This window comes from Escherichia sp. WS338 (assembly GCF_046486405.1).
GTDB classification, from domain to species: Bacteria; Pseudomonadota; Gammaproteobacteria; order Enterobacterales; family Enterobacteriaceae; genus Escherichia; species Escherichia coli.
Genome location: NZ_JBJQLL010000005.1, coordinates 41,056 through 54,021, shown reverse-complemented (window position 1 = coordinate 54,021; position 12,966 = coordinate 41,056). Strand labels below are relative to the sequence as shown.

The 12,966-nt window shown below is 50.4% G+C and carries 11 protein-coding genes; 3 read left to right on the top strand and 8 right to left on the bottom strand.

Annotated elements, in window-relative coordinates; all coding sequences use genetic code 11:
* Positions 1 to 18: 18 nt before the first annotated feature.
* Together ACJHWT_RS05765 and manA are read right to left on the bottom strand one after the other, a co-directional pair.
* Positions 19 to 1,527: a YdgA family protein gene (locus tag ACJHWT_RS05765; RefSeq protein ID WP_001043321.1), complete on the bottom strand. Its 1,509-nt coding sequence runs from the start codon at positions 1,525 to 1,527 to the stop codon at positions 19 to 21.
* A 100-nt stretch (positions 1,528 to 1,627) separates the two neighbouring features.
* Positions 1,628 to 2,803 carry a mannose-6-phosphate isomerase gene (gene manA / locus ACJHWT_RS05760; protein ID WP_065203446.1) on the bottom strand — a complete coding sequence of 392 codons (1,176 nt, stop codon included), beginning with the start codon at positions 2,801 to 2,803 and terminating at the stop codon, positions 1,628 to 1,630.
* Between the two features lie 198 nt (positions 2,804 to 3,001).
* Between manA and fumB the strand changes: the two genes are divergently transcribed.
* The gene (gene fumB / locus ACJHWT_RS05755) at positions 3,002 to 4,648 is read left to right on the top strand and encodes a class I fumarate hydratase (protein ID WP_000066641.1); all 1,647 of its coding nucleotides are present in this window, start codon (positions 3,002 to 3,004) and stop codon (positions 4,646 to 4,648) included.
* A 142-nt stretch (positions 4,649 to 4,790) separates the two neighbouring features.
* The gene (fumC, locus tag ACJHWT_RS05750; RefSeq protein WP_001099118.1) at positions 4,791 to 6,194 is read left to right on the top strand and encodes a class II fumarate hydratase; all 1,404 of its coding nucleotides are present in this window, start codon (positions 4,791 to 4,793) and stop codon (positions 6,192 to 6,194) included.
* Here the strand turns inward: fumC and tus are convergent.
* The 3 genes from tus to rstA all read right to left on the bottom strand — a co-directional run bounded on the left by tus (position 6,191) and on the right by rstA (position 9,220).
* Positions 6,191 to 7,120 (bottom strand): DNA replication terminus site-binding protein, encoded by a 930-nt coding sequence (gene tus, locus ACJHWT_RS05745; RefSeq protein WP_001695767.1) that lies wholly within the window; start codon positions 7,118 to 7,120, stop codon positions 6,191 to 6,193. The genes fumC and tus overlap by 4 nt on opposite strands.
* 75 nt (positions 7,121 to 7,195) lie before the next feature.
* Positions 7,196 to 8,497, bottom strand: coding sequence for a two-component system sensor histidine kinase RstB (rstB, locus tag ACJHWT_RS05740; RefSeq protein WP_000732513.1), 1,302 nt, complete (start codon positions 8,495 to 8,497; stop codon positions 7,196 to 7,198).
* A gap of 3 nt (positions 8,498 to 8,500) precedes the next feature.
* The gene (rstA, locus tag ACJHWT_RS05735) at positions 8,501 to 9,220 is read right to left on the bottom strand and encodes a two-component system response regulator RstA (protein ID WP_001317857.1); all 720 of its coding nucleotides are present in this window, start codon (positions 9,218 to 9,220) and stop codon (positions 8,501 to 8,503) included.
* 128 nt (positions 9,221 to 9,348) lie between these two features.
* Between rstA and ACJHWT_RS05730 the strand changes: the two genes are divergently transcribed.
* Positions 9,349 to 9,684, top strand: coding sequence for a GlpM family protein (locus tag ACJHWT_RS05730; protein ID WP_000524861.1), 336 nt, complete (start codon positions 9,349 to 9,351; stop codon positions 9,682 to 9,684).
* On the opposite strand, the gene folM is transcribed toward ACJHWT_RS05730, so the two are convergent.
* The 3 genes from folM to ydgH all read right to left on the bottom strand — a co-directional run bounded on the left by folM (position 9,681) and on the right by ydgH (position 12,952).
* Positions 9,681 to 10,403 carry a dihydromonapterin reductase gene (gene folM / locus ACJHWT_RS05725; protein WP_000513658.1) on the bottom strand — a complete coding sequence of 241 codons (723 nt, stop codon included), beginning with the start codon at positions 10,401 to 10,403 and terminating at the stop codon, positions 9,681 to 9,683. The genes ACJHWT_RS05730 and folM overlap by 4 nt on opposite strands.
* A 36-nt stretch (positions 10,404 to 10,439) precedes the next feature.
* A complete protein-coding gene (locus ACJHWT_RS05720) occupies positions 10,440 to 11,822 on the bottom strand; it encodes an amino acid permease (protein WP_000412395.1) in 1,383 nt (460 codons plus the stop codon).
* A 185-nt stretch (positions 11,823 to 12,007) separates the two neighbouring features.
* Positions 12,008 to 12,952, bottom strand: a complete 945-nt coding sequence (gene ydgH / locus ACJHWT_RS05715) for a DUF1471 family protein YdgH (protein ID WP_000769322.1) — start codon at positions 12,950 to 12,952, stop codon at positions 12,008 to 12,010.
* Positions 12,953 to 12,966: the final 14 nt, after the last annotated feature.

The following is a 12,966-nucleotide window of genomic DNA, read 5'->3' as shown; positions in this document are numbered from 1 at the left end:
CGGCGTATTGGCCGTGAATTACTGCTGCGGAATAGCGGGTACGACCGGAACGTTTAATGCCGGCATTGCAAACATACCAACGAAATCTTCCAGTGGCATTTTCTGCCCGTTTAACGTGATCTGACCGTTAGCATATTGCAGGCTGGTGGTGATGGTATTGTCCTGCAAGGTGGTCAGACGGAACATCTGCCCCATTGCTGATGCACCTTCAACTTGCTGTTTCGCCAGTTTTTTCGCTTGATCTTCCTGATAACCTTCCAGCTTCGCTACCTGAGTCATCAACTCAGTTGCCATATCCACCGGAATGGTCAGTTTCGCATCCAGAGATTTAACCGAACGATCTACTTCCTGCGCCAGCGTTTGCGGCGCTTCTTTAGTCGTTGCCGGATCTTTCAGGAACAGCGACAGATTCAGCGCACTTTCACCCTGACTGTTTTTCCAGCTTAGCGGCGCGATAGTAATCACCGGATCGCCTTTCAGCATCAGCGGCAGAGCGCTAAAGAAGGCTTCCGTCACTTTCTCCTGATAAAGTTCGGGATTGTTGGCAATTTCTGGCTGTGCCAGCAGCGCCTGAGTTTGCGCGTTATATTGCTGGCTAAACTGATGCCAGGCTTCACCATCAATCTGGCCGACTTTTAAAGTCAGCTTGCCGCTGCCCAGATCCTGATTCTGTACCTTCAGGCTGTTTAGCGAGTAATCCAGTTGGCTATTGATCGTTTTACCGTCATTGACCAGATCCGATTTACCGCTGATCTCCATGCCTTCCAGCAGTGCCAGTTCTTTGCCTTCCACTGAAATGGTCATTTTTTCCAGTGACAGTTTTTGATTTCCTACGCGCTCACCAAAACTTGCCAGCGTGCTGGAACCGTCGGTTTTCAGATTATTAAAGGTCAACTGTACTTTCTGGTTATATTCGTTAACCGCGTCTATCCGACCACTTTGCGCCTCCCCGGAAAGGGAGATAGCTTTGCCGTCTCTGTCCGCATTTAACTGGAACTCGCCGCCGCTAAAGGCGACTTTTTCATCCTTTTGCTCGTAATTCAGCGGCTTGAGCGAAATATCGGAACTGGAATCACCGCTGTAACCAATGCGGGAGTTAATCTCAAAAGGCGTTTCACCTTTTGCCATATCAAACAGTGGTTTGCTTACTTCATTATTAACCAGCGTGGTTTGAATTGATGCCATCGACGGGATCAGGTTCAGTTTTTTGAGCTGGGCAAGGGGAAAGGGACCATGATCAACCGATTCGTTGAAGATGACGCTCTGACCGTTTTTAATCCACGGATTTTCTTTCCCGGCAATGGGTTTCACCAACAGTTGCAACTGGCTGCTGAATACGCCGCGATGATAGTTTTGATAACTGACTTCCAGGTTGGATTCAGGAGCGGTCAGTTTGAGTTGCGCGTTCGCCTGCGCGACCATGTCTTCGAGATGGGTTTCAATCTTCTTGCCTGTATACCATGCGCCGCCTGTCCAGACTACGCCTAGCGCAACAATGACGCCTACCGCTACCAGCGATTTATTCATAATGATTATCCATAAAATGAAATCAGGCGGACTGGCCGCCTGAAGGTGTTATAAGCCTTTAATAAGCTTAGCAAGAGATGTTAATTTTTTCAGTAAGCTCTTACAGCTTGTTGTAAACACGCGCTAAACGACCGTGGCCTTTGACAGTCACCGGTGATTCGTTGGCGGCAATAAACGCTGATTCACCCGGTTTAAGCTGTAACTGCTGAGAACCTTTACACAGCGTTGCATGGCCTTCGACGCAGAACAAAATGGCGGCACTCTGCTGGCTAATGGTGGTTTCTTTATCACTAAGGTCATGCAGCGAGAAGGCAAAATCATCCACAGGAATCGGGAAGTCCAGTTCTGCACCTTGTTTCACCGGCTGGGTCAACAACTGGTTAGCCGGTTTGGCTTCGAACTTCACATTGGCAACCAGTTCCGGAATATCAATATATTTAGGCGTCAGACCCGCACGCAGCACGTTATCGGAGTTCGCCATCACTTCCAGCGCCACGCCTTGCAGGTAAGCGTGCGGCGTTTCAGCGAACAGGAACATCGCTTCGCCAGGATTCAATTTCACCACATTCAGCAACAGCGGGGAGAACAGACCGCTGTCATCCGGGTAAAATTCAGAAATTAAACGAATCGTTTGCCACGGTTCACCCTGCTGGCTGTCAAGGGCCGATTTTAAAATCGCCAGCGCGCGGGATTTTTCTTCACCCTGCATATTCAACAGGCTGGCGAACAGTTCGCTTAAACGTTCGGCATCAGGCTGTTGTAAAAAGTGAGCAATCGCCGGATGTGCACCTGCAACCGGCTGGAGCAGGGAGACAATCTCGGAAAACTCACGAAACGCGTTCATCGCAAGGAAAGGCGTCAGCGCAAAAACCAGCTCCGGCTTGTGGTTAGGATCTTTATAGTTACGCTCGGCGGCATCCATCGGAATACCTGCGGCATTTTCTTTGGCAAAACCGATTTCAGAATTGCGTTTGTTTGGATGAACCTGAATGGAGAGCGGCTGTGCTGCGCATAATACTTTGAACAGGAAAGGCAGTTCGCCAAAGCGTTTGGCAACGGCCTCTCCGAGCAGAGTCGATTTATTATTCTCAATCACATCACGCAGTGAAACGATATCTCCGGCGGCATTCTGCACTCGTGAACTGCTTTTCGGATGTGCGCCCATCCACAGCTCGGCCATCGGCTGGCTGGACGGATTTTCCATACCATAAAGTTCAGTCAACGCCGTTTTGCTGCCCCAGGCATAGTTTTGCACTGAGTTAATGAGTTTTTGCATGATCAATCCCTGTTTTAATGTGGAAATTAATCCCGCTATTAAAGCAAGAATCCTACGGGAAGTAACCTGGAGCCGCAAAAAGTCGTACTAGTCTCAGTTTTTGTTAAAAAAGTGTGTAGGATATTGTTACTCGCTTTTAACAGGGCAACGGAACACCCGCCCAGAGCATAACCAAACCAGGCAGTAAGTGAGAGAACAATGTCAAACAAACCCTTTCATTATCAGGCTCCTTTTCCACTCAAAAAAGATGATACTGAGTATTACCTGCTAACCAGCGAACACGTTAGCGTATCTGAATTTGAAGGGCAGGAGATTTTGAAAGTCGCACCCGAAGCGTTAACTTTGTTGGCGCGTCAGGCGTTTCATGATGCGTCATTTATGCTGCGTCCGGCTCACCAACAACAGGTGGCCGACATTCTGCGTGACCCGGAAGCCAGCGAAAATGATAAATATGTGGCGCTGCAATTCCTGCGCAACTCCGACATCGCGGCGAAAGGCGTTCTGCCAACCTGTCAGGATACCGGCACCGCGATTATTGTTGGCAAAAAAGGGCAGCGTGTATGGACCGGTGGCGGTGATGAAGCGGCGCTGGCACGCGGTGTCTATAACACTTATATCGAAGATAATCTGCGCTACTCGCAAAACGCGCCGCTGGATATGTATAAAGAGGTGAATACCGGCACCAATCTACCAGCGCAGATCGATCTTTATGCCGTTGATGGCGACGAGTACAAATTCCTCTGTATCGCCAAAGGTGGTGGTTCGGCAAACAAGACGTATCTCTATCAGGAAACCAAAGCGTTACTAACGCCGGGGAAACTGAAAAATTACCTGGTTGAGAAGATGCGCACGCTGGGTACGGCGGCCTGTCCTCCGTATCATATTGCGTTCGTAATTGGTGGAACTTCTGCGGAAACTAACCTTAAAACAGTGAAACTGGCTTCCGCTAAATACTATGACGAACTGCCAACGGAAGGGAATGAGCACGGTCAGGCGTTCCGCGATGTGGAACTGGAAAAAGAATTGCTGATCGAAGCGCAAAATCTTGGTCTGGGTGCGCAGTTTGGTGGTAAATACTTCGCTCACGACATCCGCGTGATTCGCCTGCCACGTCACGGCGCATCCTGCCCGGTCGGAATGGGCGTCTCCTGTTCTGCTGACCGTAATATCAAAGCGAAGATCAACCGTCAGGGGATCTGGATCGAAAAACTGGAACATAATCCAGGCAAATATATTCCGGAAGAGCTGCGCAAAGCGGGAGAAGGCGAAGCGGTGCGCGTTGATCTTAACCGTCCGATGAAAGAGATCCTCGCACAGTTGTCGCAGTATCCCGTTTCTACACGCTTATCGCTGAATGGCACGATTATCGTTGGTCGTGATATTGCTCACGCCAAACTGAAAGAGCGGATGGATAACGGCGAAGGGGTGCCGCAGTATATTAAAGATCATCCGATTTACTACGCGGGTCCGGCCAAAACGCCGGAAGGTTATGCCTCCGGTTCTCTTGGCCCAACGACCGCCGGACGGATGGATTCTTATGTCGATCAACTGCAAGCGCAGGGCGGAAGTATGATCATGCTGGCGAAAGGCAACCGCAGCCAGCAGGTGACGGATGCCTGTAAAAAACACGGCGGTTTCTACCTCGGTAGTATCGGTGGTCCGGCAGCTGTATTGGCGCAGGGTAGTATTAAGAGCCTGGAATGTGTTGAATATCCGGAACTAGGAATGGAAGCCATCTGGAAAATTGAAGTGGAAGATTTCCCGGCGTTTATCCTTGTGGATGATAAAGGAAATGACTTCTTCCAGCAGATACAACTCACACAGTGCACCCGCTGTGTGAAATAAACAGAGCCGCCCTTCGGGGCGGTTTTTTTACATGGCACGAAAGACCAAACATTTGTTATCAAATGGTAAATAATGAGTGAGCTAAAAGTTGCTTAACGAAAGCAAAACAGAAAGAAAAAATTAATCAGGTGAGGAGCAGGCCATGAATACAGTACGCAGCGAAAAAGATTCGATGGGGGCGATTGATGTCCCGGCAGATAAGCTGTGGGGCGCACAAACTCAACGCTCGCTGGAGCATTTCCGCATTTCGACGGAGAAAATGCCCACCTCACTGATTCATGCGCTGGCACTAACCAAGCGCGCAGCGGCAAAAGTTAATGAAGATTTAGGCTTGTTGTCTGAAGAGAAAGCGAGCGCCATTCGGCAGGCGGCGGATGAAGTACTGGCAGGACAGCATGACGACGAATTCCCGCTGGCTATCTGGCAGACCGGCTCCGGCACGCAAAGTAACATGAACATGAACGAAGTGCTGGCTAACCGGGCCAGTGAATTACTCGGTGGCGTGCGCGGGATGGAACGTAAAGTTCACCCTAACGACGACGTGAACAAAAGCCAAAGTTCCAACGATGTCTTTCCGACGGCGATGCACGTTGCGGCACTACTGGCGCTGCGCAAGCAACTCATTCCACAACTTAAAACCCTGACCCAGACGCTGAGTGAAAAATCCCGCGTATTTGCTGATATCGTCAAAATCGGTCGTACCCACTTGCAGGACGCCACGCCGTTAACGCTGGGGCAGGAGATTTCCGGCTGGGTAGCGATGCTCGAGCATAATCTGAAACATATCGAATACAGCCTGCCGCATGTAGCGGAACTGGCTCTTGGCGGTACAGCGGTGGGTACTGGACTAAATACCCATCCGGAGTATGCGCGTCGCGTGGCAGATGAACTGGCAGTCATTACTTGTGCACCGTTTGTTACCGCGCCGAACAAATTTGAAGCGCTGGCGACCTGTGATGCCCTGGTTCAGGCGCACGGCGCGTTGAAAGGGTTGGCTGCGTCACTGATGAAAATTGCCAATGATGTCCGCTGGCTGGCCTCTGGCCCGCGCTGCGGAATTGGTGAAATCTCAATCCCGGAAAATGAGCCGGGTAGCTCAATCATGCCGGGGAAAGTGAACCCGACGCAGTGTGAAGCATTAACCATGCTCTGCTGTCAGGTGATGGGGAACGATGTGGCGATCAACATGGGTGGCGCTTCCGGTAACTTTGAACTGAACGTCTTCCGTCCGATGGTGATCCATAATTTCCTGCAATCGGTGCGCTTGCTGGCAGATGGCATGGAAAGTTTCAACAAACACTGCGCAGTGGGCATTGAACCGAATCGTAAGCGAATCAATCAATTACTCAATGAATCGCTGATGCTGGTGACTGCGCTTAACACCCACATAGGTTATGACAAAGCCGCCGAGATCGCCAAAAAAGCGCATAAAGAAGGGCTGACCTTAAAAGCTGCAGCCCTTGCGCTGGGGTATCTTAGCGAAGCCGAGTTTGACAGCTGGGTACGGCCAGAACAGATGGTCGGCAGTATGAAAGCCGGGCGTTAATCCGCAATATACAGGTGCAGCCGTGGAATGATCAAACGAAGCGGCTGCGCCTGTGGTTTATAACGGTGCTGCACATTGTCGGCATCGTAATTTAACAACTCCCCAACGTCCGGCACGCCCGCGCCATTATCCCGATTAATCAGCGCAATAAGCGGCGTAGGGCAAGCGTGTTGTACTTGTTTTTGATCTCCCTTGTACCAGACGCGGGCAATCGGCTGCACCTTCACCGGACGTTTGATTTTTAACTTCGCGTCCTGTGGCAGGGTAGCAATATCCTGATACTCTCTCTCCAGTTTTCTTTGCCACTCCTCGCGCGTCCACGGTGCGACACTGCGCGGTGATTTCAGGCTTTTTTCCAGCTGTGCCAGGACTTCATCACGATGCAAATTCTTAATGATATGTTTATTGGCCCAGCCAAAACGTAAAGTGGCGGGATCGTGCAGAACAGTGAGCGTTCGGTAAGCATTAAGGGTGATCAGCCCCGGCAAATGACGATGCACCCATTCAAAACGCGCCGCTGTGGGGAGTTCTGACTCAACCGTGACGATATGCTCGAACGTAGTCTTGAGTTGATTGATGTGCTGAATATGACTGACCAACGCTGCTTGCGAAAGGTTATCGACCTGGTAACACAACACGCCAGGTAGACGAACAGCGGCCTTGCTGCTGCGATTTTCGGACTGTTGTTGAATAAATAAATGGCGGAAATGACGTAACGCCAGCGACTGCGCGTCGTTGCCGAGATGTTGCTTTACCTCAATACGATTAAGCGGATTATGCTCATCCTCTTTTTTTACCTCCGGCAAAGAGAACACGCGGGCAACCAGCAATTTGTGCTGTTCTAGCTCAGCGGCAAATGCAGCCAGCTCTTGTTCCATCTGGCGAAAGGTAGTGTTGAGTCGGTCTACGAGATCGTAACGCGCCATAATATTAACCACTTTAGTTACAACATCCTTATTTTATAGCACAGTGGTGGTGACTTGACCACCGTGCGCGTAATGTCAAGCAGAGGTAAATTGCGGGATGTTATGCCATAACGGCCAGCTAAACGAGAAGCGGGCACCACCCAGTTCGCTGGTGTCACAATTAACCGTACCGCCCATTGCCAGTGCTATAGAGTGGACAATTGCCAGCCCCAGCCCGCAGCCGCCGGTTGAGCGATCCCGGCTGGGATCGAGGCGAACAAAAGGTTCAAAGATATGTTCGCGGTTTTCAGGGGCAATCCCTGGGCCATCATCCTCAACAATTAATGTCGCTCTATTCCCCGACAGTAGCAGGCTGGTTTCAACCGTTGAGTGACAGTAGCGCAGGGCGTTATTGAGCAAATTATCCAGCACGCGCTCCATTAAGCGCATATCCAACGCAGCATAATGGCCTTGCGCGAGCGTTTTTATCCGTACCGTTTTATCGGGCGTTACTGCCTGAATATCTGCCAGATGCGTTGACAGCCACAACGGCAGGTCTGGTTCGCTAAGATGAAGCTCATTTTGTGGGCGATCGAGTCGGGCATAAGTCAGCAGCTCTTCAATTAAAGCTTCAAGTTGACTGATATCGCGATTCAACGCCTGGGATTCGACGGCGCTCAGGTTATCGCTCATCTCCAGTCGATAACGCAGGCGCACTAACGGTGTTCGCAGTTCGTGAGCGATACCGTCAATAAGCTGTTTTTTGCTGGCAATCAAGGCGTTGATATTGTCCGCCATCTGGTTAAATGCGACGCCAAGTCGTTCAAAGCTCGAACCTTCATCAAAGTGGATACGTTCATTGAGATGCCCATCGCCAAATCGTTGCGCCGCTGCTTCCAGTTTTAACATATCCTGCCAGTGCGGACGCATCCAAATAAACACCGGAAAGGCGAGGGAAATGGCAATAAAAGCGATCAGGGCGATATCCAGTAATCGCATCTGATGGAGGTAATAAAGATAAGGAACAGGACCAACTGCCAGCACGTAGTGGCTGCGCGGGATACGTTGCAAAAAAGTGTACTGATCGTCCAGGGCGACAATTTCGCCGCCACGCAGCCGGTGCATGGAAATATCATCAAGATGGTATTTACTCAGTGGCTCGACTCGCAGATCGAAAGAGAGATTTAAATCCATCTCCTTCAGCGTCTTACCCCAATCGTGTGGGGGGATCTCACGCAATTCGCTGCGCATCAGATACAGCGAACTGTTCATCAAATCATCCAGCGACTGTTTGCCCGCGCGTTCGGCGGTAAATTTGTACACCAGCCCAACCAGCAGAGACATCACAAGGAAGCAGACAAACAATAACAGGTAAAACTGGATAAACAGTTTTTTCATCGCTTATTCCCATGCATGAGGCGCAAAAAGATAGCCTTTGTTACGCACAGTTTTAATGCGATAAGGTTCTGCGGCGTTATCGAGCAGTTTTTTTCTTAACCGCGAAATAGCCACGTCCACGCTACGATCCAGTCCGTCATAACTGACGCCGCGTAAATTTTTCAGCAATGCATCGCGGTCCATGATTTGCCCGGCATGGGTAGCTAATTCCCACAATAATTCGAAATCAGCTGTCGAGAGCGAGATTTCAGTGTTAGCCAGGGTGACTACGCGGTTGATGGGATCGATGGTCAACGTGCCGAAATGCAGGGCTTTGTAGGGAGTCAGAGACGTTTCCTGAATACCTTTGGTCACTGTGGCTTGCTCATTCTGACGCAAATGCAAACGTAAACGCGCTAGCAAAACAGCAGGGGGCGTCGTTTTGAGAATATAGTCGCAGGCGCCCATTTCCAGTGCCAGGATGTGGTTCATATCGCTATCGAGAGAGGTTAGAAGAACAATCGGTCCGGACCACTTTGCGCGTAAATCACGACAAATGGTCATGCCGTCCTTGCCTGGTAGCATGATGTCGAGTAACACCAAATCCGGATTTTCTCGCAGAATAGTTTCTTCGGCCCGGTCGCCGCGCGGTTCCACGGTAACCTGCATATCATGTTTTGCCAGGTACGCGGCAATCAGTGAACCGACTTCCGCATCATCTTCCACAAATACGATAGTATTCATAACATTCACGGTAGATATAAAAACGTCACAATACACCGCGCTGTTTTTACTTACTATCAATCGTTTCTAAACAAGGTTTCATCAGGTATTCTACTGGTGACTTGTTATGGAAGTGTTAAGGTAAAAAGATGGGGCTGGTAATCAAAGCCGCGCTCGGTGCGCTGGTAGTGCTGTTGATTGGTGTTTTAGCAAAAACGAAAAATTATTATATCGCCGGGCTGATCCCACTTTTCCCGACCTTTGCGCTCATCGCGCATTATATTGTTGCCAGCGAACGCGGCATTGAAGCCTTACGCGCAACCATCATTTTTAGCATGTGGTCGATTATTCCCTATTTTGTTTACCTGGCGTCGCTGTGGTATTTCACCGGAATGATGCGCTTGCCCGCCGCTTTTGTTGGTTCTGTTGCGTGTTGGGGGATAAGCGCATGGGTGTTGATTATATGCTGGATTAAGCTGCATTAACGCAGATGACGACCGCCATCAAGAGGGAAACTGCGTCCGGTGACAAAGCAGCTGGTAAGTAAGTAATCGACCAGGTCGATTACTTCTTTCTCGCCAGGCGCGGTTTTCATCAGTGATTTATTCAGCGCCTGTTGTCGATATTCGGCATCATCATGTTCATTAAACAGGATTAGCGATGGCGCAATAGAATTCACTTTCACTTCCGGTGCCAGCTTGCGGGCAAACGAGCGGGTCATATTATCCAGTGCCGCTTTGCTTGCAGCATAGGCAATATGTTTGTCGCTACCGCGCTCCACCACATAATCGGTAAAGTGAATGATATCGCTGGCGGCGTGTCCGTGCCCACGCAGTAATCTTTCCAGTGCATGGTTGAGTAGGTATGGGGTATTAACGTGGATCTGCATCATGCAAGCCAGTACGTCGGTCAGTGGTGTACCTGGTTTTTCTGCCATCCACGCGCTGGCGTTATGCAAAATAGCACGCAGGCCATGGGTGCTTTTTAGTACTTCATCGGCAAACGCCATCACACCGTCGTTGGTCGAAAAATCAGCCTGAATACACTGCGCACCTGCGTTAATCAGTCCATCAATGGCGGGATAGTGCGTCCGATAGCTGATAATCACCGGTTGCTTTTGATTAATGAAATGCCAGGCGAGGGCGAGGCCGATGCGACGACCTCCGCCAGTAATTAATATTGGCAAGGGTTGGGCTTTACCCATCGTTATCTCCTTTGCTATCCAACGATGGGATGAACGTTATCCCACCAGCATCCAGGTCGCCGGAACTGAGGCAATTAACAGCATGCCAATCAGCACCATTTCCTGACGATTCAGTACATTATCATGGGTATGCGTTTTACGCGCGTACAGGAAAACCAGCAGCCCCGGTGCATACAGAACAACGGATAACAGCAAGTGCATTGGACCAGAGGCGTACAATAACCATAAGCCATAAATGCAGGCACCGACACCTACCGCTTTATGCAGTGGACGGGTTGCGATTTTCAGCAAGAACGCGCCGACCAGGAAATAGGGCACCAGAATCATTTCTGAGGCGATGGTCAGCAATGTGTTGTAATCGGAACCGGTCAGCCAGATGAGTACCAGACAAATTTGCACGCAGATATTGGTCAGCCACAGTGAAGCGGATGGCGCAGCTTGTGCGTTCTGGCGCGCAAAAATGCTCGGGAATGCTTTATGAGTGGCTGCCAGGAACGGAACTTCTGCCGCCATGATGGTCCAGCTTAAGTACGCACCGCAAACGGAAACGATCAAACCGGCAGCGATGATGATTTCGCCCCACGGTCCCATCATTTCCACCATCAGTCCGGCCATTGACGGGTTACGAATTTCAGCCAGTTCAGGACGTGCCACCACGCCCAGCGAAAGCAGCGTTACCAGCAAGTAAACGCCCAGAGCGGAGAGAACCGCCAGCAGTGTCGCTTTGCCAACATCACGTTTATTACGCGCACGCGCAGAAACAACCACGGCACCTTCCACACCAATGAAAACCCACAGGGTGATCAGCATGGTGTTTTTCACCTGTTCCCAAACGGGTACGCCAAGTGCAAGTCCGGTGAAGTCGAGCTTGAAGGTATCCAGTTTGAACATCATCATCGCCAGCACAACAAACAGACCCAGCGGCAACAATTTTGCCAGTGTCGCCACCAGGTTAATGCTGGCAGCGGTTTGCACTCCGCGCAGGATCAAAAAGTGAACAATCCACAATAAAGCCGATGCACCGACGATCGATTGCCAGGTATTACCATCGCCAAACAGGCGCAATTCCGGCGTGTCCGTAAAAAAGCTTAACGCGGAAAAAACGATCACCAGATAGGAGACGTTGGCGATGACCGCGCACAGCCAGTATCCCCATGCGGAACAAAAGCCGATTAGCTCACCAAATCCTTCGCGGGCATAGGTAAAGATACCGCCGTCAAGTTCGGGACGAATGCGCGTGAGGATCAGCATGGCAAAGGCCAGTAATAAAATACCAGCACCAGTAATACTCCAGCCGATGAGCAGTGCTGCCGGGCTGGCAACTGCCGCCATATTTTGCGGCAGACTGAAAACACCCGCGCCCAGCATTGAGCTTAATACCAGCGCGGTGAGTGCGCTCAGTCCCAGTTTCTTTTCCATCGATATCCAGTGATTAAAACGTGACAAGAAGAATAAATATTAGGGCAAAACGCATAAAAATGGAGTTTGCCACTGAAGCGCGGGATTTTACGAAGAGATGTGTCTGCATGCAATGGTCGCGGGGAAATTTGTGACTAAAAATGCGAAAGGCGGCATCAAGCCGCCTTATAGGAGTAACTGAATAGTTATTTATACAGATCTGCGCTGACGGTCAGGTTATTACCACGTTCTTGCCACTGGCGGGTGATGTGGTAATACTTAGCACCTTTCTTCGCGGCACGTTTCGCAACCTGATAGGAGACTTCAGTCATGTTGCCGTAGTTGCCAGAGAATTTGATGCTGTCGAACGGGACCATCATCGCTGCGGTCGCTTTGTTCAGTTCTTCGACTTTAGTGCCGTCTGGGAGCGTGACAGTGTAACGCCCGCCTTTTGATGACTGGGTTTCAAAGAAGCGACCGACTTCAGAGCTTGGTGATGCGGTAGTCGCAACCCCCGGGATCTCAACTTTCTTCGCGGCTTCGCCACCGGCAGCCAGAGCTGCACGTCCTGCTTCGGAATCTGCCGGGATCACATCCGGGCTCTGGACGATACGTTTCTTAGCATCTTTTTTATAGATGAATGCAGTAATACGCTGGTTGCCGCCCTGGTTGGCATCGATTTGACGAACGATGTAGAAAGAGTAGGCACCTTTCGCTTTTGCCGCTTTGGTGATGGCATCATTGACTTCTGGCTGGCTACGATAGAAGCCCTGGACGGTGACCGTGTCAAACGGTTCAATCAGAACAGCCTGATCTTTCGGCAGTTCGACAACACCGTTAATTACGCGATTACTTGTTTCTTCTGCTTTTTCAGCATCGGCTTTATAGAGGTCAGCGACCACACGCCAGTTACCGCTGTTACCAAAATCAGAAGTGTCGACAACATAAAAAGAGGCGGCACCTTCTTTATCAGCGCGACGAGAAACGGCTTTCACCGCTTCGCCAATAGCATTAAAACGACCGGTAACCACTACACGGTCAAAAGGTTTAACCGCTGCCGCTTGCTCCGGTGTCAGTTCTGTTGCTGCGTTAACGGAGAATGCCGTAGCAGAAAGCAGTGCCGACGCCAGGAGGGTGTTCTTAAGCTTCATAAAAATAATCCTTC

Excerpts from the sequence above, each read along its gene's own strand:
- ACJHWT_RS05765 (WP_001043321.1), bottom strand. The coding sequence starts at position 1,527 with ATGAATAAATCGCTGGTAGCGGTAGGCGTCATTGTTGCGCTAGGCGTA.
- manA (WP_065203446.1), bottom strand. The coding sequence starts at position 2,803 with ATGCAAAAACTCATTAACTCAGTGCAAAACTATGCCTGGGGCAGCAAA.
- fumB (WP_000066641.1), top strand. The coding sequence starts at position 3,002 with ATGTCAAACAAACCCTTTCATTATCAGGCTCCTTTTCCACTCAAAAAA.
- fumC (WP_001099118.1), top strand. The coding sequence starts at position 4,791 with ATGAATACAGTACGCAGCGAAAAAGATTCGATGGGGGCGATTGATGTC.
- tus (WP_001695767.1), bottom strand. The coding sequence starts at position 7,120 with ATGGCGCGTTACGATCTCGTAGACCGACTCAACACTACCTTTCGCCAG.
- rstB (WP_000732513.1), bottom strand. The coding sequence starts at position 8,497 with ATGAAAAAACTGTTTATCCAGTTTTACCTGTTATTGTTTGTCTGCTTC.
- rstA (WP_001317857.1), bottom strand. The coding sequence starts at position 9,220 with ATGAATACTATCGTATTTGTGGAAGATGATGCGGAAGTCGGTTCACTG.
- ACJHWT_RS05730 (WP_000524861.1), top strand. The coding sequence starts at position 9,349 with ATGGGGCTGGTAATCAAAGCCGCGCTCGGTGCGCTGGTAGTGCTGTTG.
- folM (WP_000513658.1), bottom strand. The coding sequence starts at position 10,403 with ATGGGTAAAGCCCAACCCTTGCCAATATTAATTACTGGCGGAGGTCGT.
- ACJHWT_RS05720 (WP_000412395.1), bottom strand. The coding sequence starts at position 11,822 with ATGGAAAAGAAACTGGGACTGAGCGCACTCACCGCGCTGGTATTAAGC.
- ydgH (WP_000769322.1), bottom strand. The coding sequence starts at position 12,952 with ATGAAGCTTAAGAACACCCTCCTGGCGTCGGCACTGCTTTCTGCTACG.